General features: G+C 42.3%; 22 protein-coding genes and 1 pseudogene. 7 read left to right on the top strand and 16 right to left on the bottom strand.

The genetic code is table 11. From position 1 onward, the window contains the following. Positions 1-61 precede the first annotated feature (61 nt). Complete coding sequence (locus V7K27_RS35935; protein WP_334953634.1) at positions 62-628, top strand: GNAT family N-acetyltransferase; 567 nt, start codon at positions 62-64, stop codon at positions 626-628. 136 nt (positions 629-764) lie between these two features. Here V7K27_RS35935 and V7K27_RS35930 read toward each other — a convergent pair whose 3' ends face one another. From V7K27_RS35930 to V7K27_RS35915, 4 genes are all read right to left on the bottom strand, one after another. After that, the gene (locus V7K27_RS35930; RefSeq protein ID WP_334953633.1) at positions 765-1,526 is read right to left on the bottom strand and encodes a leucine-rich repeat domain-containing protein; all 762 of its coding nucleotides are present in this window, start codon (positions 1,524-1,526) and stop codon (positions 765-767) included. A gap of 203 nt (positions 1,527-1,729) precedes the next feature. Then, positions 1,730-2,761, bottom strand: coding sequence for a leucine-rich repeat domain-containing protein (locus tag V7K27_RS35925; RefSeq protein WP_334953632.1), 1,032 nt, complete (start codon positions 2,759-2,761; stop codon positions 1,730-1,732). A 93-nt stretch (positions 2,762-2,854) separates the two neighbouring features. Further along, positions 2,855-3,871, bottom strand: coding sequence for a potassium channel family protein (locus V7K27_RS35920; protein WP_334953630.1), 1,017 nt, complete (start codon positions 3,869-3,871; stop codon positions 2,855-2,857). 299 nt (positions 3,872-4,170) lie between these two features. After that, on the bottom strand, positions 4,171-4,350 hold the full coding sequence (locus V7K27_RS35915; protein ID WP_292798616.1) for a hypothetical protein: 180 nt from the start codon (positions 4,348-4,350) through the stop codon (positions 4,171-4,173). A gap of 127 nt (positions 4,351-4,477) precedes the next feature. On the opposite strand from V7K27_RS35915, the gene V7K27_RS35910 reads away from it, so the two are divergent. Beyond that, on the top strand, positions 4,478-4,855 hold the full coding sequence (locus V7K27_RS35910) for a hypothetical protein (protein WP_334953629.1): 378 nt from the start codon (positions 4,478-4,480) through the stop codon (positions 4,853-4,855). Positions 4,856-5,201: 346 nt separating this feature from the next. Further along, a complete protein-coding gene (locus tag V7K27_RS35905) occupies positions 5,202-6,482 on the top strand; it encodes an aspartate aminotransferase family protein (protein ID WP_334953627.1) in 1,281 nt (426 codons plus the stop codon). Positions 6,483-6,676: 194 nt separating this feature from the next. On the opposite strand, the gene V7K27_RS35900 is transcribed toward V7K27_RS35905, so the two are convergent. Continuing rightward, positions 6,677-7,282: a DUF4129 domain-containing protein gene (locus V7K27_RS35900; protein WP_334953626.1), complete on the bottom strand. Its 606-nt coding sequence runs from the start codon at positions 7,280-7,282 to the stop codon at positions 6,677-6,679. A gap of 98 nt (positions 7,283-7,380) precedes the next feature. Continuing rightward, positions 7,381-7,863, bottom strand: coding sequence for a DUF2243 domain-containing protein (locus V7K27_RS35895; RefSeq protein ID WP_334953625.1), 483 nt, complete (start codon positions 7,861-7,863; stop codon positions 7,381-7,383). A 211-nt stretch (positions 7,864-8,074) separates the two neighbouring features. On the opposite strand from V7K27_RS35895, the gene V7K27_RS35890 reads away from it, so the two are divergent. Then, positions 8,075-9,268 (top strand): Coenzyme F420 hydrogenase/dehydrogenase, beta subunit C-terminal domain, encoded by a 1,194-nt coding sequence (locus V7K27_RS35890; protein ID WP_334953624.1) that lies wholly within the window; start codon positions 8,075-8,077, stop codon positions 9,266-9,268. Positions 9,269-9,358: 90 nt separating this feature from the next. Here V7K27_RS35890 and V7K27_RS35885 read toward each other — a convergent pair whose 3' ends face one another. From V7K27_RS35885 to V7K27_RS35860, 6 genes are all read right to left on the bottom strand, one after another. Continuing rightward, positions 9,359-11,320: an ABC transporter ATP-binding protein gene (locus V7K27_RS35885; protein WP_334953623.1), complete on the bottom strand. Its 1,962-nt coding sequence runs from the start codon at positions 11,318-11,320 to the stop codon at positions 9,359-9,361. 351 nt (positions 11,321-11,671) lie between these two features. After that, on the bottom strand, positions 11,672-12,625 hold the full coding sequence (locus V7K27_RS35880; RefSeq protein WP_334953622.1) for an MDR/zinc-dependent alcohol dehydrogenase-like family protein: 954 nt from the start codon (positions 12,623-12,625) through the stop codon (positions 11,672-11,674). Between the two features lie 181 nt (positions 12,626-12,806). After that, positions 12,807-13,169, bottom strand: a complete 363-nt coding sequence (locus tag V7K27_RS35875; protein ID WP_334953621.1) for a hypothetical protein — start codon at positions 13,167-13,169, stop codon at positions 12,807-12,809. Between the two features lie 144 nt (positions 13,170-13,313). After that, a complete protein-coding gene (locus V7K27_RS35870; RefSeq protein ID WP_334953694.1) occupies positions 13,314-14,336 on the bottom strand; it encodes a zinc-dependent alcohol dehydrogenase in 1,023 nt (340 codons plus the stop codon). Between the two features lie 97 nt (positions 14,337-14,433). Continuing rightward, positions 14,434-14,619, bottom strand: a complete 186-nt coding sequence (locus V7K27_RS35865; protein WP_334939347.1) for a hypothetical protein — start codon at positions 14,617-14,619, stop codon at positions 14,434-14,436. Between the two features lie 55 nt (positions 14,620-14,674). After that, a complete protein-coding gene (locus tag V7K27_RS35860) occupies positions 14,675-15,745 on the bottom strand; it encodes a glycosyltransferase family 4 protein (protein WP_334953620.1) in 1,071 nt (356 codons plus the stop codon). Positions 15,746-16,204: 459 nt separating this feature from the next. Here V7K27_RS35860 and xth point away from each other — a divergent pair, with 459 nt between their 5' ends. Next, on the top strand, positions 16,205-16,987 hold the full coding sequence (gene xth, locus V7K27_RS35855; protein ID WP_334953619.1) for an exodeoxyribonuclease III: 783 nt from the start codon (positions 16,205-16,207) through the stop codon (positions 16,985-16,987). Between the two features lie 16 nt (positions 16,988-17,003). Beyond that, positions 17,004-17,174, top strand: coding sequence for a hypothetical protein (locus V7K27_RS35850; protein ID WP_334953617.1), 171 nt, complete (start codon positions 17,004-17,006; stop codon positions 17,172-17,174). Here the strand turns inward: V7K27_RS35850 and V7K27_RS35845 are convergent. From V7K27_RS35845 to V7K27_RS35830, 4 genes are all read right to left on the bottom strand, one after another. Further along, positions 17,166-18,284, bottom strand: a complete 1,119-nt coding sequence (locus tag V7K27_RS35845) for a T3SS effector HopA1 family protein (RefSeq protein ID WP_442947679.1) — start codon at positions 18,282-18,284, stop codon at positions 17,166-17,168. The genes V7K27_RS35850 and V7K27_RS35845 overlap by 9 nt on opposite strands. A gap of 19 nt (positions 18,285-18,303) precedes the next feature. Next, complete coding sequence (locus V7K27_RS35840) at positions 18,304-19,524, bottom strand: phosphotransferase family protein (protein ID WP_334953616.1); 1,221 nt, start codon at positions 19,522-19,524, stop codon at positions 18,304-18,306. A 912-nt stretch (positions 19,525-20,436) separates the two neighbouring features. Next, positions 20,437-21,462 carry a S66 peptidase family protein gene (locus V7K27_RS35835; RefSeq protein ID WP_334953615.1) on the bottom strand — a complete coding sequence of 342 codons (1,026 nt, stop codon included), beginning with the start codon at positions 21,460-21,462 and terminating at the stop codon, positions 20,437-20,439. Between the two features lie 186 nt (positions 21,463-21,648). Continuing rightward, positions 21,649-24,105, bottom strand: a complete 2,457-nt coding sequence (locus V7K27_RS35830; RefSeq protein ID WP_334953614.1) for a dynamin-like GTPase family protein — start codon at positions 24,103-24,105, stop codon at positions 21,649-21,651. Between the two features lie 139 nt (positions 24,106-24,244). Here V7K27_RS35830 and V7K27_RS35825 point away from each other — a divergent pair. Further along, a pseudogene (locus V7K27_RS35825) lies at positions 24,245-24,511 on the top strand (D-alanine--D-alanine ligase family protein); the annotation flags it as partial. Between the last annotated feature and the right edge of the window lie 128 nt (positions 24,512-24,639).

The following is a 24,639-nucleotide window of genomic DNA, read 5'->3' as shown; positions in this document are numbered from 1 at the left end:
CATTTGTCATTTGTCATTTGTCATTTGTCATTGATTAGCAAAGATGTGTTAAAACCTAGTAATGACTAAAACGCAGCCTAATCACATCAAAATTCGTCTAGCCCAACCGCAAGATAGAAATCAGATTTTTGATATCCAAAGAGATGCCATACAGATACTTTGTTGTAGAGATTATAGTCCTGAACAGATTCAAGTATTATTGCATTATGCAGAGTTAGAACAATCACAAACAGAAGGAAGAAAAGATATAGTTTTTGTTGCTGAAATTGGTGAAAAAATTGTGGGTTTTTCTGCCTATTCCAGATATTGGGTGAATGCACTTTATGTCCATCCTCAATATGTGCGACAAGGAATTGGCACAGAGTTGCTAAAAGCAATAGAAAGCGAAGCTTGTTCCCAAAATGTCAATACATTAGCTGTCTGTGCTTCAATCACTGCCAAACGTTTTTATGAAGCATCTGGCTATCAAGAGTTTGGCAAAGCTTATCTAAATTCAAGTAGTGGAATTTATCCACTGTGTATCCGTATGCAAAAATGGCTCTCTTCAACTACTGAGGGAGAACAGTTGCCATCAGACAGTTTGACAGTTATATGCAGATTTTTCCAGTGGGTATTAACTGGTAAGTGAACTCCAAAAGAAAGCAGAAGTTAAAAGACCGAAGAAGTAAATCATTCTAATAGAGGAAACCTTATTAATTGCGATCGCTCTCCTTTATATTTGGGTTACTCTTTCAGAGTTAATCTGACGGCTCTCAGTTCTGAAGCTAATCAAATTTACAAATAGATTCTGGTTTTACAGGACATATTTTGCGTGCGATCGGGTTACTTTTAATAATAAGAAAATTAAATTTTGTCAAAGCGGACAAAATGTTGATATTGTTGACTTTATTTGATTCCAGGTCAAGATAAGTCAAATTAATCAGAGTAGACAAAGGCTTGATATCATTGATTTCATTTGAGTCGAGGTTGAGAAAAGCCAATTTTGTCAGAGCGGACAAAGGCTTGATATCACTGATTTTATTGAAGTTGAGGCCGAGAAAAGTCAATTTTGTTAGAGCGGACAAAGGCTTGATATCGCTGATTTCATTTAAGCTGAGGGGGAGAGAAGTCAACTTTGTCAGAGCGGACAAGGGCTTGATATCGCTAATTTTATTTGAGCCGAGAGAGAGATAAGTCAAATTAGTCAGATTGGACAAAGGCTTGATATCGCTGATTTTATTGAAATTGAGGGAGAGAAAAGTCAAGTTTGTCAGAGCGGACAAAGGCTTGATATCACTGATTTCATTGAAGTCGAGGTTGAGACAAGTCAAATTAGTCAGCTTTTGGTTAGCCTGTTTGCAATTTTGAGTCTGGGCAATTTTTAACAGTACCTCAACAGTATGTTTTGTCTGTGGAGGTAAAGTTGATTTCTGCTGGCACCAATCTGTAAAGCTTTTGGGAGTTGCTAGAGGAGCAGCAATAGTCTGTGTGGTGTAAAATACCAAAGTAAAAGTAAATATTGTGGCGATGCTTAATGTAAGTTTCATTGTGATTTTTTATCTTGATTTAGTAGACTATTTGCTAGTTTATAAATGGAATCAGTCACTAAAAGCATATAGCAATCCTAAATCATTCGTGAAAAGTTAGATCCCCGACTTCTCAAAGAAGTCGGGGATCTGGACACCGATAATTTTCACAAATCAGATAGGATTGCTATAGCACGATAGACAAAGTGAGTTAGTCGTCTCATTTAAAGCTCATCAAATTGACAAATAGATTCTGGTTTTACAGGACATATTTGGGGTGCGATCGCGTTATTCTTAATATTCAGAAAAGTCAATTTTGTCAAAGCAGATAAAGCCTTTATATCGCTGATTTTATTTGAGTTAAGGGAGAGTTCAGTCAATTTTGTCAGAGCGGACAAAGGCTTGACATTGCTGATTTCATTTGATTCAAGGGAGAGAATAGTCAAATTAGTCAGATTAGACAAAGGCTTGATATCGATGATTTCATTTGAGTTGAGGTAGAGATAAGTCAAATTAGTCAGAGTGGACAAAGGCTTAATATTGCTGACTTCATTTGAGCGGAGAGAGAGAGAAGTTAAATTAGTCAGAGTGGACAAAGGCTTGATATCGCTGATTTTATTTGAGCGGAGTCCGAGAGCAGTCAAATTAGTCAGAGCGGACAAAGGCTTAATATTGCTAACTTCATTTGTGTCGAGGTTGATAGAAGTCAAATTAGTCAGAGCAGACAAAGGCTTGATATCGCTGATTTCATTTATACCGAGGTCGATAGAAGTCAATTTTGTCAGAGCAGACAAATGCTTGATATCACTGATTTTATTTGAGTGGAGGGAGAGAAAAGTCAATTTTGTCAGAGCAGACAAAGGCTTGATATCGCTGATTTCATTTGAGTTAAGGTTGAGAGAAGTCAAATTAGTCAGAGATGACAAATGCTTGATATCGCTGATTTCATTTGAGCCGAGGTCGAGAGAAGTCAAATTAGTCAGAGTAGACAAAGGCTTGATATCACTGATTTCATTTGAGTTGAGGGAGAGTTTAGTCAAATTAGTCAGCTTTTGGTTCGCCTGCTTGCAATTTTGAGTTTGGGCGATTTTTAACAGTACCTCAACAGTATGTTTTGTCTGTGGAGGTAAAGTTGATTTCTGCTGACACCAATCTGTAAAGCTTTTGGGATTTGCCAGAGGAGCAGCAATAGTCTGTGTGGTGTAAAATCCCAAAGTAAAAGTAAATATTGTGGCGATCGCTAAAGTAAGTTTCATTGCATAATCTTATACTATCCGCTTATGCAATTACACTATGCAAGAATTACCTAAATTTAGTATAAAAAAGTAATTAAGAAAAAATAAAATCAGCTATTTTTTTTTCGGTTTACGCAATTTCTGAGAACCAATTGGGCCGAGAATTTGGTTAAGACTCCGCAACTGATCTGCTGTACCCATCCCAATCAGCCGATCTCCCGGCATTAACACCGTATCGCCAGTGGGGCCACCAATTAAAGTCCCATCAAGGCGGCGAATTGCCAGAACTAATGCCCCAGTTTGCGATCGCAATCTCGCTTTTTGCAAACTCTGACCCACAAAAGGACAAAAAGCCGGGTCGAGTAAAAATTCTTCCATATACAACTGACGGTCTGTACCTGTCAAAATCCCGTCTACAAAGTCCAACACTTGGGGTCTGAGAGCCGCAGCAGCCATGCGCTTCCCACCAGTAATATAGGGGGATATCACTTCATCTGCGCCACCGCGTTGTAACTTCTGCAAAGCCTCTTCTGTACTCGCCCGTGCGATCGCCCGAATTCCCGAATTTAGTGTTTTTGCTGATAATACAATATATAAATTTTCGGCATCGGAAGGAAGTGCTGCAACGATACAAGTCGCTCTTTCAATGCCAACTTTCAAAAGTGTCTCATCTAACGTAGCGTCACCTTGGTATGCTGTGTAACCTTCCATCTGCGCCCTTTGCACAGATTCCATTTCCGAATCAATCACCACAAAAAGTACATCTTCTGCCTGAAATTCCTTGGCAATTTGACGACCAGTCCGACTAAATCCACAGATGATGTAATGATCTGATAGGGATTCCATTAACCGCCTCTGCTGTTGTAGCCGAATTCCTTCGTGAAAGTAGCCTTCAATGATCGCTTCTGTAAATCTGTTGACAATGTAACCGATATTGACTACACCCAACAAAATCAGGGCAATTGTAAACAACCGTCCTCGGCTATTCAGTGGGTGCGTCTCTCCATATCCCACAGTCGCTAAAGTGATAACTGTCATGTAAGCCGCATCTTCCCATGACCAGCCCTCTATTATTCGATACCACAAAGTGCCAATGAAGAAAACACCGCCGAGAGCGATCGCCCCGGCCATTAACTCCTTTTGGATACGTTGATATTTTTGCTCAAGTGTTGAGAATGAGGTAACAATAGTACTTTTAACCTACTTTTTCTAGTTTTCTGCTAACTTTTTAGCATTCGTCCTTTTTAGTATATTTAAACTAAGTACAACATTTCATTTAACCGCAGAGCAGATTTTTAATGCTGGTAATCAAGTATTGAGAATAACGTAACAATAGTACTTTTAGGCTAATTTTTCTAGTTTTCTACTAACTTTATAGCATTCGTCCTTTTTAGTATATTTAAACTACAAGTTATCTAAATAACTCAGGACTACTTATCTTTTTTCTTGTCTAGTGCTTCCTGGATAGCGCGTCTACAGAACTCTGGGGGGTCATCTTGTGCTTTCACCTCTTCCTTCATATCCTTAGTAACCCGAAAGTTGAGTTGTTCGGTTAGTTCTTTGCTTGGTTGATTTCCGAAATTTTCAGGTTTACCCTTGGGGTTAGGCATTATTGAGAGATGTAAATAACGATTGAATCGATGTTAACAACGATATAAAGTTTTAAATCGGTGGTGTTCTCAGTCTGACAAACGGTTCACCACCGATACCACTTTTACCAAGAGGTAATTCTATTTTATGTTCACGCGTTCCGAGTTAGAAATCAAAACCATCCCAGAATTACGCGACTTATGCCGTCGATACGGTATTAAGCCTACAGGAAGTGCAGCATACAAAGTCAGCTACATGACTTCTCTGATGGCATTTCCTCAGCTAGCACTCCAGCAGATGAGAGAAGGAAGGGGATTAAAATCTCCTGGATTTAGCATCATTCAATTTTTTGAAGGGGTGATAGATGAAATGAATTCACCCACAGATGAGCAAGCAGCACTGATTAAAATAACCTTGGAAGGTAGGAGGATGGCTTACCCTGATCGGTTTGATCAGGAGAACCTGCTAAATTTGCACAAAGCTAAGATGCACCTTGAGATTGCCGTTGGCTTGCTGAGTCAATAGCGATCGGCAAGATCCCCGACTTCTTAAAGAAGTCGGGGATCTGTGGCTTTCAATTGCTCAAGTCTTGAGTACAAAGTTTTTTCACCACCGCCAAGCGTTTGAGGTGATATAAGTTGCAAAAAAAAATTGTAGGTTGGGTGGAGGCTTTGCGTAACCCAACATCCTGATAATCAGTTGGGTTACGCTCCGCTCCACCCAACCTACGTCTACGTCTAATGCACTTTGAGGTTATATAAGCGTTAACTTAAGAAGAAGTACGAGTTGTGCTAAATAAAAAGTATTTTTTAGGGATTTCTAGGAAACTAGTAAATAACTATATAATGAAAAACTTTCAGGAGGAGCGGTAGTGAGCCTACAAACTCTCGTTGACCAAGCCACCATCCCCCCAGATTCAGGGTCAGCATCTAGTCCCTTTGATGCAGATAGCTTTAATGAAGCTGTCATGTCCACCTACGCGCGGTTTCCCTTAGCCCTAGAACGGGGTGCTGGATGCCGGGTTTGGGATACACAGGGGCGAGAATATCTGGACTTTGTGGCGGGAATTGCCACTTGTACTTTAGGACACGCCCACCCAGCTATGGTAGAAGCAGTGACACGCCAAATCCAAAAGCTGCACCATGTCTCTAATTTGTACTACATTCCTGAGCAAGGTGAATTGGCAAAATGGATCGTTGATCATTCCTGTGCCGATCGCGTATTTTTCTGCAACTCTGGAGCTGAAGCTAACGAAGCCGCTATTAAACTGGCGCGGAAATATGCCCACACAGTATTAGACATTGAACACCCGATTATTTTAACCGCCCATGCCAGTTTCCACGGACGGACTTTAGCAACCGTTACTGCCACAGCACAACCGAAGTATCAAAAGTATTTTGATCCCTTGGTTCCTGGGTTCCACTATGTAAATTACAACGATATTAACGCTGTGGAAGTAGCGATTAGCGAGTTGGATGAAGGCGATTATCGGGTAGCAGCGATTCTGATCGAGCCATTGCAGGGAGAAGGCGGTGTGCGTCCCGGAGATATTGCCTATTTCAAAAAGCTCCGGCAGATTTGCGACGAAACTGGCATTTTATTGATTTTTGATGAAGTACAAGTTGGCATGGGGCGCAGTGGCAAGTTATGGGGTTACGAACATCTCGGCGTTGAACCGGATATCTTCACCAGTGCCAAAGGCTTAGGTGGCGGTATTCCCATCGGTGCAATGATGAGCAAAAAATTCTGCGATATTTTTCAACCAGGGGAACACGCCAGCACCTTTGGCGGAAATCCTTTTGTGTGTGGTGTGGCACTCAGTGTTTGCCAGACATTGGAACGGGAAAATATTTTGCAGAATGTGGAAGATCGGGGTGAACAATTGCGGGCTGGATTGAGAGCGATCGCCGCGAAATATCCTCAGCACATTGCCGAAGTTCGGGGTTGGGGTTTAATCAACGGTTTGGAGTTGCAAGCCGACATTGGGCTAACCGCAGCCGATATTGTCAATGCTGCCATCAACCAGGGCGTATTACTAGTACCAGCCGGGCCAAAAGTAGTTCGGTTTGTGCCACCGCTAATTGTGACAGAGGCAGAAGTAAACACTGCTTTGGAAGCTGTGGATCAGGCGATTGCGATCGCCACAAAGTAGGCAATCTGGAAAATATAGTTAAAAGGGCGGTTAGAAACCACGTCTACACGAAGCTTTAGCCACCGACCTGGGTTAACACTCAGTTTTTCCTTAGTCCGCGCAGGCGGACTTTGCCTGTGTAGCCAAGCCACTGCGTTGGGCGGGTTCCCCGACTTGAAGCAAGTGGCGCGTGAATTCTATTCGCCAAGGCTTTTTCATGCTTGGGAAATTTCCCGAAAAGCCTGACGACACTGCTGATAATTGTCTGGCAAAATCTCGGCATTACCAAAACATAATTGCTCGTGGGTAGTAATTAAAGTTTCATAAGGCTGTATGGGAGTCACAGACGATCGCAGCAATTGTAGATATTCTCCATCTGTGCGGCTGAGTTTGTGAGGTGCGATCGCTTTTTGATCCAACTTCTGCAACATCGCTAAATAAACACAACGGCAAGCCTCACGGTAGTTACCTTGACGGTAAAATTCTTGCGATCGCTCCAACAAAAGGGCTATGGATGACTCACTAGAGCGATTTTTTCCGCGAAAATCAGTGACATTACCACTTCTATTCAGCCAAGAATATACATAAGGACTGAATTCTCGCCATAATCGCCAACCCACCCAAGCTATAAATAAGCCTATTACCACCCAAAACAGGAATTTCAGCAACTCACCAAGCCTTGGGCTAATTGACCATCCAGTAGGCAATTCGGGCAAAGAATGTTCAAAGCGGTAAAACTGGTATTCCCACCATTCTCCCGCTTGTTGTTGAAATTGAGAAAGCTGCCAACTCCAGCTAGTTTTTTCAAAAGTATCTGTCATAGGAGGGAGTAAGAATTTTAGATTTTAGATTTTGGATTTTAGATTGAAATTTAATCCAAAATCGTCAATCCAAAATCCAAAATTGAATTGCCCAATGATTAATTGACTACTGACTGTTTTTTGATCATTATCCAGCCGATAGCAATAAGTAGCGCACCGAATGCAAGAAATCCTAGATCCCAAGCTAACTGATTTGGGCCTGGTTTTACATGATGGATACCGAGAATTTGATGGTCAATTAAACCTTCAACGAAGTCAAACAACCCAGTCCCAATCACTATTGACCCAATAAAAGTCTGTGATGACCAAGGAACATCATCACGCCCTCCTGCACGCCATAGCAACACAAGTCCGACTACGGTGAATACCCAATCCAAGGCATGAAATAACCCATCCCATACCATGTTCAAATCTATATTCGCCGTGTTTGTCAGAGGTCGAATGCTACTGACCATATGATGCCACTGGAGGAGCTGATGCAGTAAAATTCCATCAATAAATCCTCCAAGACCCACACCAAGAAAAATTCCCGCAGTAATTAGCGGTGCGCGTCGGTTGAAGGTTTCACTTTTTGCCTCCATTGTCAACCTCATAGATAGGCTTTTTTACCAAAATACAACTCTTTTGTGAGAAATATCTTCTATCTTGAGGCAAGTACGATCATTAAACTTAAATATTATTTTCACGGTAACTGAAAGTTTAGGGATTTGAAAACCCTTGATCATCGTGAAGTTCATAGCCGATGAATGTATTGTAATAAAAGCGATTCCTGAAATAAAACAAAAAATTTATATGACCTCAGTTTCTCCTCACAAAAAAGCCAGAGCTTTAAAACCTACCAGCCGCCGCCCTGCTAAAGAACTCTGTAGCGAGTGCGGACTATGCGATACATACTATATTCACTATGTCAAGGAAGCCTGCGCTTTTATTAATCAGCAAATAGGCGAACTTGAAGCAGAAACACACACGCGATCGCGCCATCTCGAAAACCCTGATGAACTCTACTTTGGTGTTCACCAAGACATGATAGCGGCGCGGAAACAGCAGGCGATCGCAGGCGCACAATGGACGGGTATTGTTAGCAGCATTGCCATTGAAATGCTGAATCGCGGCTTAGTTGAAGGTGTCGTCTGTGTGCAAAACACCAAAGAAGACCGCTTTCAACCCATGCCCATCATTGCCCGAACTCCAGAAGAAATACTAGCAGCGCGGGTAAATAAACCAACACTTTCGCCCAATCTTTCCGTATTAGAACAGGTGGAAAAATCGGGGATGAAACGGCTGTTGGTAATTGGTGTTGGTTGCCAAATTCAGGCATTACGAGCTGTAGAAAAACAACTTGGTTTAGAAAAGCTGTATGTTTTGGGTACGCCCTGCGTAGATAATGTTAACCGCGCCGGACTGCAAAAATTCTTAGAAACCACCAGCCGATCGCCTGATACAGTTGTGCATTACGAATTCATGCAAGACTTCCGGGTTCACTTCAAACATGAGGATGGCTCATCAGAAACAGTACCTTTCTTTGGCTTGAAGACCAACAAACTTAAAGATGTCTTTGCCCCATCCTGTATGAGTTGTTTTGATTACGTCAACTCCCTAGCCGATTTAGTCGTTGGTTACATGGGCGCACCCTTTGGTTGGCAATGGATTGTAGTTAGAAATGACACAGGTAAGGAAATGCTAGATTTGGTGAAAGACCAGTTAGACACCCAGCCGGTAATGTCCAAAGGCAACCGGAAGGAAGCTGTACAGCAAAGTATTCCCGCTTACGATAAAGGCGTTACCCTCCCCATGTGGGCAGCAAAACTTATGGGTGTCGTTATCGAAAAAATCGGCCCCAAGGGTTTAGAATATGCGCGGTTTTCCATTGATTCTCACTTTACTCGGAACTATTTGTATGTGAAGCGGAATCATCCAGAGAAATTAGAAGCGCACGTTCCAGAGTTTGCCAAGCGTATTGTTGGGCAATATAAGTTACCAGAATAAAGATTGGGCAATTCAATTTTGGATTTTGGATTAAATTCAATCTAAAATCCAAAATCTAAAATCTAAAATTCTTACTCTCCCCACTCCCACTCACTTGTAACTACTAGCTTGACGAGTGAACATCAAGTGATACTGTCCACCTAGTGCGATGAGTTCGTCATGAGTGCCTACCTCGATAATTTCACCGTGTTCTAGTACTACTACTCGGTCTGCTAGTTTTGCCAAAGCGAGGCGATGGCTGACTACAACGGCTATTCTACCCTTCGCCAAGCTCTGCAAAATATTGTAAATTTCATGTTCTGTCTTCGGATCAAGGTTCGCTGTTGGCTCGTCAAGTATGACTAGTTCGGCTGGAGACAGTCGCAACAAAGCACGAGCGATCGCTAATCTTTGCCATTGTCCCCCTGATAAATCAATACCGCCTTCTAGTTGTTTCCCCAAGAGGGTTTCTAAACCGCGATCGAGGTTTTGAATTACTTTAGCCAAACCAGCCTCAGCGATCGCTTCTGTGATCGCCTCGTCATCCTGCATTTTCGCTAAATCTCCAAAAGCAACATTCTCCCGCACAGTAGTCGGAAAGCGAGCGTAATCTTGCATAACTACATCAATCCGCGATCGCAAATCTTCTAACGGGAGCGATGCCAAATCCTGCCCATTCCAAATAATCGCGCCTTGGCTAGGATCATAGAGGCGACATAATAACTTTGCTAATGTGGTCTTACCAGCACCATTCTCACCCACTAATACAATCATCTCGTTGGGGTGAATCGTCAGATTGATGTTTTTCAGGATTGGGCGTAGTTTACCGCCGTAGGCATCGCTGTTGGGATAGCTAAAGGACAGATTTTTGATGTAAATACCTGTCTGCGATGCTTCATACTCAATTGCATTCACACCTGATAAAGCTTGCCGATGATCAGATGAATTATTTCCATTTTTTTGAAAGTTCCGATTGTTAGCAGCCGATTCCCTGACTTCTCCCCATACCTTCTTTGATTGCAACTCTGGATGAGAACGGGATAACTGTGGCTCTAACTCCAAAAGCTGGAAAATAGGTGTCGTTGCCAGTGCAATATTATACAACTCTGACCCGCCAGACATCAGATTGTCCAAACTCCGACGCACTTCCAAAATTACCCCGGTGTAAAGCGCCAAATCCCCCAAAGTATGGGTTCCACCGATCACTCCCTGGACTACGTATATATATGGCAACGCCAAACCTAAACCACTCAATAAAGACCAGCCAATAACGGCTGTTGTCCCCCGACGGCGGATTTGTTCCATTGCCCGAAAAATAGTCCGGTAAAGCCCGTGCCAGCGTTCTAGCAGTAAGGGTTGTAAGCTAAACAAGCGTATTTCTTTGGCGTATGTCTCTCCGGTTAAAACGGTTTTATATAAGTTCATTTCACGAAGAACACTCGCTTGGGTTCTTTCTACTCCCCAAGCTTGCTTACGGTATTTCATCTGCACATACATCACAGGGGTAACGCAGCTAAACAAAATTAGTGGTACCCACCAAGCAAGGGACACCGAAAGCAGTATGGCTGGAATGAAGATAAAAATTCCCTCTAACATCGTCACAAGCCTGATACAAAGCTCTGGAAGTCGTTGCAGTCCCTTTTCGGTCAACTGCACCAAATTGAGCAAATCGGGTGTTTCAAACAGGGCAATATCTTCAAAAGTGGCAATCTTTTCAATCACTTGTCCTTGGACAAAGCCGGAAATGCGATCGCGCAGAGAAGTATATACAAAGGCATTGATGTTTGCGATCGCATCACTTACCAAATTCACTAGCAGGGAACCGGCAATACTTGAGAGTAGCAGTGGTTGGGAAAGTATCAGAGCGATCGCATTTTCCGTTGTGCCGATGCTCAATAAGCGGGTAATTTCATCAATGATCACCTTGTTGAGCCAAATGGCGATCGCTGGGCCTGCACCACCCAGTAATGACAGAATTGTTACATAACGTAGCTCCTTTGGAACTACCTGCATGACTGTTGCCACACTGCGGCGAAATGCTTGGAATGGAGAAATTTCAATTATTTGCATCATGTTTCAAAGTAGCAAATAATCGCAAAACTCTCACTCAAATGATCAGCAAGTGCGATCGCACTGATATCAATAGTAAACCGCTTTGATTATTGAACTAACTTGCGTAGGCTGGGAGTAGGGAGTGGGGAGTGGGGAGTAGGGAATAAATGCATTAGACGTAGAGGTAGGTTGGGTGGAGCGGAGCGCAACCCAACTGATTATCAGGATGTTGGGTTACGCAAAGCCTCCACCCAACCTACAATTTTTTTGCAACATTTTAGGCTAGACGGTCCACTACAAGACTACTGAGATTGGTTGAAAAATCAAATAGGAGTCCTATATATTTCACCTCGACAGAGCTACACCCAACCCCTAACCAATCTCTAACAATATCTTCAAAACACCCGGACTCTGAGCGTGTTCAAAAGCCGCAAGCCCTTCAATCAGGGGGTAGGTAGCATGAATCAGGGGTTGCACGTCAACTTGTCCTGTGGCTAGTAGCTGGAGGGCTGGGGGAAAGGGACCACAACGGGAGCCGATGAGGGTGATTTCATCCACTACTAAAGAAGAAGCATCCAGGCTGAGGTTGCCAGCATAAGTACTTTTAAGTACAAGCGTGCCACGAGGACGTAGAGCGCGACGAGCGATCGCAAATCCTTCTGGGTTGCCAGTACACTCTACTGAGATATCGAAATATCCATCTATAACAGCGTCGGCTAGACTCGTTTTTATTCCCCGTGCTTCTAAGTTAGCCAGTTTGTCTCGATGACGCCCCACAGCTAAGAGTTCACAGCCAGTTAGGGCTAGTGTCTGGGCTACCAACTGCCCTAGTTTGCCATCTCCAACTACTAGCACGCGGTCATTTGGATGCAATCGCACTTGCTGCTGAATTTCCAAAGCTGCTGCTAAAGGTTCAGTAAATGTTGCTACTTCTGTTGGCACATTATCAGGTACGCGATGCAAGTTCTCCACCGGCAAACAGAGATATTCACCAAAGGCTCCATGACGGTTGACAATACCTAGAACTGTGCGATTTTCGCAGTGAGTTGGTTGTCCACTGCGACAAAACCGACAATGCCCACACACAGCGTTGATTTCTCCAACTACGCGTTGGTTAACTAAGTGTTCTGGTCCTTGTTCGACGATGCCGACAAATTCATGACCTAAAATACCACGGTAAGGATAGTAGCCTCTGAGTAGTTCCAGGTCAGTGTTACAGATACCTGCACGCAAGACACGTACCAAGGCTTCTCCCGGTGGTGGTTCAGGAATGGCAATATCTGTGCGTAATTGTAACTGTTTGTTTTCGAGCCAAAGTCCTTTCATTTTTCTTCACATCCTTTGCCTAATATTTTGTCATACTATTTTCAAAAATCTTTGCAACATAATCAATCGACTGTAGGGGCGTACATCTGTATATAGGTGTTAACTTACAGCAGAAATCATGTATTTGAACCACATCTGTCGTAGGGGCACAGCAGTGCTGTGCCCTTACCGCGTGGTCTATTTACCTGAAAATAGCTGTCTGTATTAAGCGATCGCAATCAAGTGAGGATTTTACAGGCAAATAGGTATAAGTAATTAAGACTGCCATTGTTAGATCGGCGATCGCATTTGCGACATCAGCGATCGCATTTGTTAGATCGGCGATCGCATTTGCGACATCAGCGATCGCATTTGCGACATCAGCGATCGCATTTGTTAGATCGGCGCTGGCATTTGTTAGATCGGCGCTGGCATTTGTTAGATCGGCGATCGCATTTGTTACATTGGCGCTGGCATTTGTTACATTGGCGATCGCATTTGTTACATTGGCGATCGCATTTGCGACATCAGCGATCGCATTTGCTATATAGCGTTTCCTAATCACATGAGTTACATCATAGCCCCCTCCTCGCTTGCGGGGAGGGGGTTGGGGGTGGGGTTCAGTACCTACGCTACATCGGCGATGCCTACGGTGATAACAGAACCTGCGTTGCCTTACTTCCTTCCTCCTACCTTTCTTGATAAAAAACTAAGGAATCATCGCTACCTTAATAACCTGACGCGCCTTCATCTCACAAAACACCTGTTCTAAATCTTTTAACGATCGCTGTTCACTAATAAGTAACTCAAAGGGAATTTTGCGACTAGCAATCAGTGCAAGCGCCTGCCGCACATACTCCGGTGTATTATGAAACACGCCTTTAATAGTAAGTTCGCTGTAATGTAACTGTTCTGTATTGACGGTAATGCTAGTATCTCGTGGACATCCACCGAATAAGTTGACTGTTGCACCAGGACGGGCGCAGGCGATCGCAGTTTCCCAAACACTTGGTACACCAGTTGCTTCAATCACTACATCTGCGCCCCATCCTTGAGTAAGTTCTTTCACCACACCGGGAATATCTGGGATTTGATGATAATTAAAGGTCTGGATTGCACCCAATTTCTGACCAATTTCTAGCCTGTGGTTATTACCTCCCCACAGCAAAACCTCAGCTTTCTCACTCAACGCCGCCACAAACATCAACCCGATCGCCCCATCTCCTAAGACGACTACTTGATCTTTGGTTTTGACATCAGAACGGGCTATACCATGCAACACACAAGCTAAGGGTTCCGTCATCGCTGCCAATTCCCACGGCAACTCATCGGGAATTTGTAACAAATTATGCTGTACTATTGGTGCGGGAATTTTCAGGTATTCGGCAAAAGTTCCATTATTCCACGTCAGGTTCGGACATAATGAATACTCTTGACGTTGACAAAAAACACACCGGCAGCATGGGGCGGAATTATTAGCGACAATGCGATCGCCTACTTGCCAATCAGTGACACCTGCACCCAAGGCAACTATTCGCCCAGCAGCTTCGTGACCAAACAGCGACGGCGGTTTCAGCATCTTGGCATGACCACCACGCCGCCAGACTTTCAAATCTGTACCACAAGTTGTTGCTACCCCCACTCGGATCACAACTTCACCAGCCGCCGGAGTGGGGTCAGCAACTTCCTCTAAGCGTAAATCTTCTTGGCCATAAAGTAACGCTGCTAACAAAATTTTAAACCTATCAATTAGCTCCATCCGATTTTATCAGTTGGAGCTAATTGATAGGTGTAAACTCGATTTTTATTAGGCTTTATATGTCAAAAAACTAAGTATTCACCACTGGCTGGGGAACCACTCCGGTGTTTCGGGTTTCCAGATTAGGCAAACGAGTAGCAGTTAATAGCGGTACTTCTTGTCGGCACGACAGGCAAAACCAATATAGTTCACCATGACGGGCATGACGCAGCAGGGAACCACCGCAACATGGGCAGGTGTTAGTTCTCGTACTCATACCAATGTGCTCCTTAAAAAAAGTTATTGTTTAAGCTGGATAAAAAAGCAGTTGATTAAAACTGGATTTTGGCAGCACGAATGCGGCCATTCGATTCTATGCGGTCTTTTATAATTTGTCTGTAAACAGCTTCATATCCGTTAACCATTTGGCTAACGCTAAAGTTGTTTTGCACATATTTTCGACAGGTTTGACGATTCAGTTCCAAAGCTAGTGGAATCATTGCCGCCATTTCTGCATAGCTTTTGCAGATAAAACCTGTTTTATTGTGGGCAATCACTTCTGGTACGGAGCCGAAATTCATGGCAATCACTGGTGTACCAGTTGCCATTGATTCAATCATTACTAAGCCAAAAGGTTCTTGCCAGTTAATGGGGAAAAGAGTTATGGCAGCATTCCCCAGAAGTTCAGCTTTTTCGGCGTGGCTAATTTCGCCTAGATATTCGATTTGCTGACCATCTATCAGGGGGGCAATCTCTTGTTCAAAAAACTTAGAGTCTGCTAAATCAACCTTTCCTGCCATCTTCAAGCGCCAACCACTCTGTTTCGCAATAGCGATCGCATATTGTGGCCCTTTCTCTGGCGAAAAACGGCCTAGAAACGCCAAATATGGAGGTTCTGACGGTTGGGCTACGAATGGATAATCTGCTAGCTCAATACCGTTATAAACCGTGTCAATATAATTGAGATCGATTTGACGCTGAGAGTTACTAATGCTGACGTAGGGTTGATTTTGGTGGTAGCTAAATGCGTGACGGTTGTCTGTTGTAAAGTTACCGTGCAGGGTGTGGACTGTAGAAGTTGCTGTTATCAAACTCGCTAAAGCTAATGCCGAAATTCCTACATGAGAATGGATAATATCGAATTGGGCAGCACTTTGATAAACTTGGCTCAGTTCCAGCATTTCGTACACTGCATACTCTTTGATCTTTGGATCTAAGCGCAATGCCTGCGGATAAACTGCTTCTAAGTGAGCTAAAGTTTGAGAATCGCCAGAAGCAAACAAAGTTACCTCATGACCGCGACGAACAAGTTCATCAGTCAAGCGACTCACTACCAGTTCGATTCCTCCATAATTAGGAGGTGGAACTCTTTCCCATAAGGGGGCGACTTGAGCGATTTTCATAAGTTGTTTTGGTTCAGTCTCTGAAATTGTCCTCTATATAATGAGCAACATCATTATATTATGAGTAAAGAGGATTTATACTTACTCTTTTGACATTTAAATTAACCTAACGGGCTACCAAAAGCGCAATAACGGTTAACCGTACCCCAAAATTTCTACCGACAAATCTAACCGACTATCGGCAAAAGTGAACCCTGAGCTACATTTATAACCGTATCGCTAATCGATTACTTATTGCATCTGTCTTGGGGATCATAATCAGGTAAAATCTTTTGTAGCAGAACTTACAAAATGGGAGAATTTGTAGCTGAGAATACTAAAATACTGAATGGGATCAAGTCATTAAAGCTTAGTTTAAACGTAATTGGGAAATGGAACAGAAATTATAAGTATTAAGTAATTGTACAAAAATTACATGATGTGTAATTAGTAATTTACAAAAATTCTGATAACTAACGAATGAAAATCGCTACTTGGAACGTCAACTCAATTCGCACTCGCCTTGAACAGGTTATCGATTGGTTAACCCTAAATCCTGTTGATGTTCTCTGCTTGCAAGAAACCAAAGTTGTGGATGCCGAGTTTCCGCGATCGCCTTTTGAGCAGTTAGGCTATAACCTTTATATATCAGGACAAAAATCTTATAACGGTGTAGCTCTGATTAGCCGCCAGCCACTCCTAGACGTAAGTAGTGGGTTTCGGGCGATTTTGCCAGATTTACACCACGAATGGGATGACCAAAAGCGGGTGATTACAGGTGTAATTGATGGTGTTCGGATTGTGAACTTATATGTTCCCAATGGCGCAGCAGTCGGAACTGAAAAATACGAATACAAACTGCGCTGGTTGACAGCGCTACACGAGTATTTGCGATTGCTCGTCCTGTCAGAACCTAAAATTTGTGTGTGTGGAGACTTCAACATCGCACTGGAAGACAAAGATATTCACGAGCAAGTGAGTACAGAAAATCACATTATGGCAACAGAAGCAGAGCGCCAAGCCTTACGAGCTATTCTGGCACTGGGATTTGCCGATGCTTTTCGCAAATTCACTACAGAAGGCGGAAATTTTAGCTGGTGGGATTATCGCGCCGCCGCCTTCCGTCGCAACTTAGGTTGGCGGATTGACCATCACTATCTCACACCCGTACTATATGAACGTGCTAAAAGTTGCATCATCGATGTCGCACCCAGAAAATTAACCCAACCCAGCGATCATGTGCCAGTAATTGTAGAATTTTGAATGGGGCATTAGGCATTTGTCATTTGTCATTTGTCATTGGTCATTTGTCAGAAACTCTCCCCCTGCTCCCCCATCTCCCCCATCTCCCCCATCTCCCCCATCTCCCCCATCTCCCCCATCTCCCCCATCTCCCTCATCCCCCACTCCCCACTCCCCACTCCCCACTCCCCACTCCCCATCAATTTAACGGCTTATATATATCCTCAGAACTGGGATTGAGATAAGGACGCCGCAAATCTATTAGGTGTCGCGTAAAGTGTTGCTCAATAACCCTCATCCGTTCCTCCATCGTATTCTTACCTTTTTGCCAAGCTTCTAACAAAGCATTAGCGACAATTTGGCAACGGTTCATCCCAAAACTTTCTTGTGCTGCAAATTTTTGGGTTGGTTCTTCGGCGAAACCTAACCCTGGTGCTAAAAATTTGGTAAACAAAGGAATTTCGGGCTGAAAATGGGATTGATTTTCTGGATAAATAACCTGAAGGATTGCGCGGATTGCTGGATAGTCGGGGAGTTCAAAGTAGAGTAGCCCGGAATCATAGCGTCCGTATGCAGAAGGGTTGTGGAGAACCTGAAAGCTAAAGGGAATCGAGGCTGCATTCAATCGCAGTGTCAAGCTTTCCATGAGAGCGATCGCACCAAATGCCGTAAAATTAAAGTAAATTCGCCCTGCTCCCAAATCAGCATCAGGGTTGCTCTGGCGTTCCTGTCCAACATTACTAACTGCCAAATAACAGCCATTTTGCAGACGATTTTTGGGCATCCAGATTGCTACCATCTCACCCACTTTCGTAGATTTCTGACTAGATTCTAGATGGCAGTCTGGCTCAACATAAAGTGTTAAACCGCCTTTAGTCACCGCCATCGTCCCATCAGGTTCTTTCCGCAATACCTGCCATTGCGGGTCAAAGTAACCTAGTCCCTGATTACTGGCGTGCAATTGTTCGTAAAAGTTCCAATCAATCTCCAAAATGGAATTATCTGCTAAATTATGCTTTGGCGGGCGATTAGTACTATTAGTATTGACCACTAAAGTACTTTGCAGCGAGCCATTGTAATAGATTCCATAGAGAAAGTTTCGCAGCAATAGAGTGAGATACTTCTGTTGTAAATCTACAGAATTGTGCTGAAATCTATCGGCTATTTTATTCGGCAGAGCAAAGGGTTGATAATTAGGATGGTAAATACAAAAATTTGACTCAATCTGGATATTCTTAGCAATGTCCAATAGAGAAGTTAGCGGTTGATTGATTCTGAATTCTGAATTCTGAATTCTGTATTCTGTGTTCTTCTTCAAATTATTCTGCTCCCTGCCATTAACAACCGCGAAGCCGAGTTTTTTCGTAATAAATGCGAAGTAACTGCGGCTCTTTTACAGGTTGAGGAAGTTTATGGATTTCTGACTCTGATATCCCGAAAATAGTCAGCACAGCTTGCTCCGGCATAGTGAGTAAACTTTTAGCAACTTGGAGCATACAAATGTCAGCATTATTAAAGTATTTGCGACACGTAATCATCTCCTGTATTTGATGAATCAGTGCCAGTCCCGCAAACTGGATAACGCGCGAAATAAAATCACTGCGGTATGACAAAATCATGGGAAAAGCATTTATATAAGCCCTAATTAGGGCAATAATTGAAGGTTGTAAAATCTCCAACGGTGTCAACGCTAAATGTAGAGATTCTTCTAACTCAATGGTGGGGTCTACTACCAGACTCTTGAGCCAAATTCCTAAATAGCTTGCTAATAAAGTTCCTAAATCAAAAGCTGGATCTCCCCAAGAACAAGCTGACCAATCAATTAGTCGTACTAGACAATTGTCTAGTTTCTCCCACCTGGAATGAACTAAAATGTTGTTCAATTTCAGGTCGTTGTGAGTCAAGCAGCAAGGATTCCAGTTAGATGCCAAATCTGCGATCGCAGATTCCAAACTCTCGTATTGTTGATAGAGAACATAGAATTTCAGTGCATCTGTGGGAACAGTCCCAAAAATCTCCGGCTCAATTGAGCCAACCCCTTGCGCCGGATTGTAAAAGCCATAGCGAAACTCTCCTTGGGGAGCAGTTGCCATAAAATCCTTATATTCTCGGCGGTTGAAGGTTGCGCGATGCAGTCCCGCCAAAGTAGTGCCGATCGCAGAAGCAATTTCTTGTGGAAAAATCTCATTGTTGTGGTAGAATATCGCAAGCTCTTGATATTCACTCAGGTAATTGCGGACGAGGATAGAATTTTCTTCGTCAAAATGCACTACCAACGGTGCGATCGCTGAAATATTGCCGAGAACTGGAAACTGCTGGAGCAACTGGTGAAATAGCCACTCCTGAAACAATTCATGAGGCGGCGCGTCATTATTATTAACGTTACGTTCTTGTTTAACGAGCAGTTTACGATTATCTGCTAGAGTCACTAGTAAATCGAAATTGTTCTTACTACTTCCTGGCAACTCAGATTTATCTGATGCGCCATCTTCTGAGCTACACAGACCCGCGTCTTGCAGATACTGGATAACGTTATGAGAAGACAGTGATAATACCATGTATTATTTCCTACTTCATGAATTACTTAAACTTATCTGTGTCAAATTTACTTGGTCTTAGCAGCTTTCGGTAGATAGTAACTGATGTGTAAATAACAATAAAGATTTGTACAATCTACTAATATCCCATATTTTGGGTAGAAACCTGCCAAAATGGCACCAAGTCTTTTACAATTCCTTTAAAATTTGCTCCTAGATAGCGTGACATCTTTACAAATACATCTAGTACCACTTCTCGTAATTCGTAATTCGTAATTACGTTTTAGCAAGGGTTTCAGATATTACAAATGGGTGGCTTATTTACGCCGTGCTGTACTAGAGTAAGTTTTGTAGTTCAGCCTTTTGATGTAGCTCCATCTACTTTTTTGTGGTAAAGAAGCATCCCCAGCAAAAATTTGATGTTCAGTAGTCATCATGAAAGCAGCGAAGAATTTCAGTAATCCTTAGCGATCGGAAGCATGACATTCAACGCTATTATTTTTATTTATCATCACAAGGCCAAAAAAACCGGACTTTTTAGGCAATTAGTGATGATTTTTTTCTTTAATTTTCAGAATTTAAGTCTGGAAACCTTGTGATTACGTTATTTGTGTCACCTACAAATTGTAGATGACTAAAGGCGATCGTAGACAACGGCTACATGAGTGTCCCTGTTCATAAAAACGTTGATAAATTTTTCATAACCAAAGAAGTTGATAAACTCGTATCGCATTTCTTTGAATAAATATACCTCGCTTGTTTCAGAGTAAATGCAAAAATAAATGCTTCTAGCTTCAGTAGAAACCCCTCATACGTAACTGCTTGGATTTTAGATGCTGAGGAGTACCTTAATTCAAAACCTCATAAGAAAGATGTCAAATGGTTTCTATAATGGCTAATTAGACAGATAAGATACAACCTGTCGAACTCACGTTAAACAAGACTGACAGCCGCCTCTAACATTCGTATTATCCCAAGTTCAGCATCTATTTCCACTTCCACACCGATTGGCAAGGTAAATTTATCTTTAATATGACCAATCATTGAACCATACCAAGCAGGAATCCTTAAAGGAAGTATATGATCTTGCAATACTTGCATTAAGGTAAATGACGGTTCATCTCCAAGACTACAATTAGTGCATTGCCCAAAGATAAAGCCAGCAATTTGATTAAGTATCCCAGCAGTTTTTAACTGTGTCAGCATCCTATCTATACGGTAAACATCCTCGCCAATTTCTTCCACAAACAGAATGCTTTTGTTCCAGGAAGGTAGATAAGGCGAACCTACCATTGCTGATAGTACTGATAAGTTTCCACCCACAAGTTTACCTCTCGCCTTTCCCGGTGCGATCGCCTCCACTCGCACTTCGCTAGGGTTGAGATTTTGCATCGTCACCGCTTCACCATTAAATAGGATGCGCTTGAAGTAATCCACTGTAAATTGATTCCAAGTAGACGTAGCAACTGGCCCATGAAAAGTAATCACTTGACTACGGGCATTAATTGCTAACAACAGCGTCGTAATATCGCTGTACCCCATGAGAATTTTCGGATGGGAGCGGATCAGCGAGTAGTTGAGTAGAGGTAAAATGCGATTACAACCCCAACCACCACGCATAGCAATAATTGCTTTTATGGTGCGATCGCTAAACATCAAGTTTACATCATCAGCGCGATCGCTATCTTTACCTGCTAAATAGCCGTAACGATCTAAAATATGTGCCCCCAGCTTGACTTTTAACCCTAACTGTGAAATTGATTGCTGCGCTGTTTCGATGTCTTTGGCATCAACGATACCCGCAGGGGCGATTAATCCTACGGTGTCGCCCACTTGCAGGCGGGGTGGCTTGCGGATGGTGTTTGGAGATAGCTTACCTTGGGCGCTAAATGCTGGTATTTGGGTGGCTAAGGTAGCTAGTCCACAGGTTGTAAGAAATTCCCGGCGTTTGATAGTCATAATCATTGAGTTGGGGATTAGGGATTGGGATAGTAACGAATTTTAATAGGTTATAGCAACGCCTAAATCATTCATAAAAAGTTAGATCCCCGACTTCTAAAAGAAGTCGGGGATCTGGACACCGCGAAAGTTACTAACTACAAGCTACAAAAATCCAAAATTATCTGTGTTTAACTGACATTAATACTAAACTTCTGCTACCTCATTAACTAACCCATTAATAGCAAATTTACCATCAGCGTCTAATAAACCAGGGGTACCATAATCTGCATTACCAATTACAGGCAAAAAATGGTCATATAATTGCATCGCCTGTAAACAACTATTGATACTAGAAGCTGCTGAGTTATATGCTTCCATATTTTCTTCAACAACACTCAATAATCGGCGATTATTCGCAATTTTTTCTTCAGCCTCTTGTTCCAATGTTTTCTCTAAATAAGCACGCGCCTGCGGGTATAGCTGCAAAATTTCATCCGCTTGCTGATCTGCCATTGGTAACAACTGAGTTTTCAAGGTTTGGTTGATGGTTTGACGGAAAGATTTACGAATAGTTTGGGATACTTTTGGCTCAAAATCTAACTTCAATAACTGCCTAATTGCTGGCTCTGCTTCTACAATACTTTCAGCGTCGTAACCTTGAGAAGTTTGTAATAAAGTTTGGCGAAATTGATATATAGAAAAAGTGCCTTCATCATAAAATCTGGGACTTTCTCGCACAAAGCGATCGCACTCTACACTAGCTGCACTCACCAATGCTTGAGTAACTCCTTTTTCTAAAATTCTGATCTGTTGTTCAATTCCGCCATCATGATCTAATAAACGATATAACTGGCGATAATATTCTGACTTGCGAATCTTTTCAATCAACCTCTGGAAATAATTTGCAACTACTTGCTGAGAAGATTCAATCAATATATCTTCTAATTGATTTGCTAAGTAATAAAATGCCTCTACTAAAATAGCAATTAAAGGCGCGGTAGCGTTGCGAGGATGGCTGATGGTTGCACGTCGATAAGCATCAGCTACAGAAAAACTATCTAGTAACTCATCTAGACGGCGAATCATTCGTGATTGCAATTGCTTAAAATCTGCTTCAAAAGCATCACAGGAATTATTAATTATTTGGTTAACTTCTTCTGTGATATGCTGATTAAATTCTTTCCCAATTTGCTGGAGTTGCTGATTTAGGCGTTGCAACTCTTGCGCCTTCATAGTCTCAATTTCTTGGGGCTGACTATCTAAATTACGTTGTACACTCTGATAATGTTTTTTCAGTTTAATACAAACATCTTCCAAGTCATCAGCAAGATTTTTAAACAATTGTGGACGCTTTTCTTCAGCAAGATATCGAGTGATCGCTGTGCGAAATTCCTCAGTACCACTATCTTGAATTAGCTTTTCTATAAGTTCATTTCCCCAATCTCCCATAATCCGCACATAATTTTCATTTGGGGTTTCAAAGGCGTTAACAGAGACACGGAATTTAGTGGAAGACAGCTTTCCTGAATTTACACAATAGTTGTTAAACGCATAGACAAATTGTGGTGTTTCTTCTTTACCATCTAAACCTTTAAGATTCTCTGCAAAAACAGAATCTAAACCAAATCTATCTCGTTGAGTTGTCTGTTTAATTTGACTACCGTAAAAACCTAATAATCCACTGGTTTTATAAACCTTGTTTGTATTGCGAAATTGCCCACTAATTAAATCATCTAATCGTTGTCGGAGTTCGGTATTGTACCAAGTTTCATCGATGCGATTGAAGATATAGAAGACGCGATCGCGTACTCCCCCATTCTCCCGCATTAATTCCAAAAGTTCTGTTTCTTCTTTTGTCATGTCACCCGCCGAAGCCGGTTTTAGCACACATACCACCGCCGAAGTATCAGAATGTTGAATTTTAGCATAAGTTAGCTGTGCATCTTTCTCTACTGGTGCATCGATACCCGGCGTATCAATAATAACATTACCATCTTTTAGCAGTGGATGATTACAGTAATATTCTATCCGCTTCAATACTGCACTATTACTACCACGGCGGGCATATCCAGCAGCTTCCTTCAGGTTAAAAAAGTTAAATTGCTCCATCGAGTATGTAGCATTATTAACCGTGTTGATGCGATCGCGGTTTGCTATATATCCCTCTAGCAACAAGATTAACGCTTTCGCCTGTTTTGCACGTTCTGATTTACTCTCACCACCCTCCTGCTGAATAATCACTTCACAACCTTGACGTAGCAAGTTAATTACATCAGCTTGGTTGATATTAGGTACTGTCTTAAATCCTAGCTGCTGGCACAAAGAAACTGCTTGTTCCCGAATCTCTGCTTCACTTAAAAACGTCAAAACAACACGTTCTTTATCTACTTCTGCATACTCAATTTTGCATTCTGTACCTGTAGCGTGTCCCTCTGCACTGTAGAGTAATTCTCTCTCCAATAATGCATTGATTAGCATTGATTTCCCAGCACTAAACACACCCGCAAACACAATCTCAAACTTGGGAGAAATTGCCTTACTTAAGGAACTTTGTATAGGTGTAATATCTTGGGAACGTAGCGCTGGTTCTTGCTGTAAAAGTTGTAATATCGACTCAACCTGCTCTTTCAAATTTTGGCACTGAAGCGGTAAATCTGACATATTTAGCATCCTGACAATATTTATGTATATATTATTAATATTTATTGTCTTGGAGGCTCAGTATAATTGCCGAGATGTTTGATATGGTTTGGCTGCTGGATATCACCGAATTTTAGATTTATAATCTAAAATCCAAAAGGACCCGATCACCCAAAAGGTTCAGCAAGTGGCTAAGAAGTGTCATCAGGCTTTGGGTTGTCGTCACTACAGTTTATTTGACTTCCCCATCGACCCAAAAGGACAACCTTGGTTCTTAGAAGCCGGGTTGTATTGTTCTTTTGCCCCCAAAAGTGTGATTTCCTCTATGGCTAAAGCAGCCGGAATCCCTCTAAATGAGTTATTAATAACGGCTATTAATGAAACGTTGGGCAATGTTAAATTAAATTCTAGAAACTCTAGACAATAATAGATAGGCGTCTTATGATTAGGTAATCAGCTTGATGTTTGGCAAGTCGAAGCGGGGGCTAAAACCCTGGGGGATCTGCCAAAATCGCCAGAACCTTGACAAGTAAATAATTACAGCGTTTCAATAAT

The sequence above is a fragment of the Nostoc sp. genome, assembly GCF_036919575.1.
In the GTDB taxonomy this organism is placed as follows: domain Bacteria; phylum Cyanobacteriota; class Cyanobacteriia; order Cyanobacteriales; family Nostocaceae; genus Nostoc.
Note: the sequence above shows the minus strand (reverse complement) of the source record. Positions and strands in the feature narration are given on the sequence as shown.

What these genes read in the sequence shown, in the direction of transcription:
- V7K27_RS35865 (WP_334939347.1), bottom strand. Translation starts at nt 14,619, where the DNA reads ATGAGTACGAGAACTAACACCTGCCCATGTTGCGGTGGTTCCCTGCTG.
- V7K27_RS35840 (WP_334953616.1), bottom strand. Translation starts at nt 19,524, where the DNA reads ATGGTATTATCACTGTCTTCTCATAACGTTATCCAGTATCTGCAAGAC.
- V7K27_RS35925 (WP_334953632.1), bottom strand. Translation starts at nt 2,761, where the DNA reads ATGAAACTTACTTTAGCGATCGCCACAATATTTACTTTTACTTTGGGA.
- V7K27_RS35900 (WP_334953626.1), bottom strand. Translation starts at nt 7,282, where the DNA reads ATGACAGATACTTTTGAAAAAACTAGCTGGAGTTGGCAGCTTTCTCAA.
- V7K27_RS35935 (WP_334953634.1), top strand. Translation starts at nt 62, where the DNA reads ATGACTAAAACGCAGCCTAATCACATCAAAATTCGTCTAGCCCAACCG.
- V7K27_RS35860 (WP_334953620.1), bottom strand. Translation starts at nt 15,745, where the DNA reads ATGAAAATCGCTCAAGTCGCCCCCTTATGGGAAAGAGTTCCACCTCCT.
- V7K27_RS35835 (WP_334953615.1), bottom strand. Translation starts at nt 21,462, where the DNA reads ATGACTATCAAACGCCGGGAATTTCTTACAACCTGTGGACTAGCTACC.
- xth (WP_334953619.1), top strand. Translation starts at nt 16,205, where the DNA reads ATGAAAATCGCTACTTGGAACGTCAACTCAATTCGCACTCGCCTTGAA.
- V7K27_RS35895 (WP_334953625.1), bottom strand. Translation starts at nt 7,863, where the DNA reads ATGGAGGCAAAAAGTGAAACCTTCAACCGACGCGCACCGCTAATTACT.
- V7K27_RS35920 (WP_334953630.1), bottom strand. Translation starts at nt 3,871, where the DNA reads ATGGCCGGGGCGATCGCTCTCGGCGGTGTTTTCTTCATTGGCACTTTG.
- V7K27_RS35830 (WP_334953614.1), bottom strand. Translation starts at nt 24,105, where the DNA reads ATGTCAGATTTACCGCTTCAGTGCCAAAATTTGAAAGAGCAGGTTGAG.
- V7K27_RS35910 (WP_334953629.1), top strand. Translation starts at nt 4,478, where the DNA reads ATGTTCACGCGTTCCGAGTTAGAAATCAAAACCATCCCAGAATTACGC.
- V7K27_RS35885 (WP_334953623.1), bottom strand. Translation starts at nt 11,320, where the DNA reads ATGATGCAAATAATTGAAATTTCTCCATTCCAAGCATTTCGCCGCAGT.
- V7K27_RS35930 (WP_334953633.1), bottom strand. Translation starts at nt 1,526, where the DNA reads ATGAAACTTACATTAAGCATCGCCACAATATTTACTTTTACTTTGGTA.
- V7K27_RS35890 (WP_334953624.1), top strand. Translation starts at nt 8,075, where the DNA reads ATGACCTCAGTTTCTCCTCACAAAAAAGCCAGAGCTTTAAAACCTACC.
- V7K27_RS35915 (WP_292798616.1), bottom strand. Translation starts at nt 4,350, where the DNA reads ATGCCTAACCCCAAGGGTAAACCTGAAAATTTCGGAAATCAACCAAGC.
- V7K27_RS35880 (WP_334953622.1), bottom strand. Translation starts at nt 12,625, where the DNA reads ATGAAAGGACTTTGGCTCGAAAACAAACAGTTACAATTACGCACAGAT.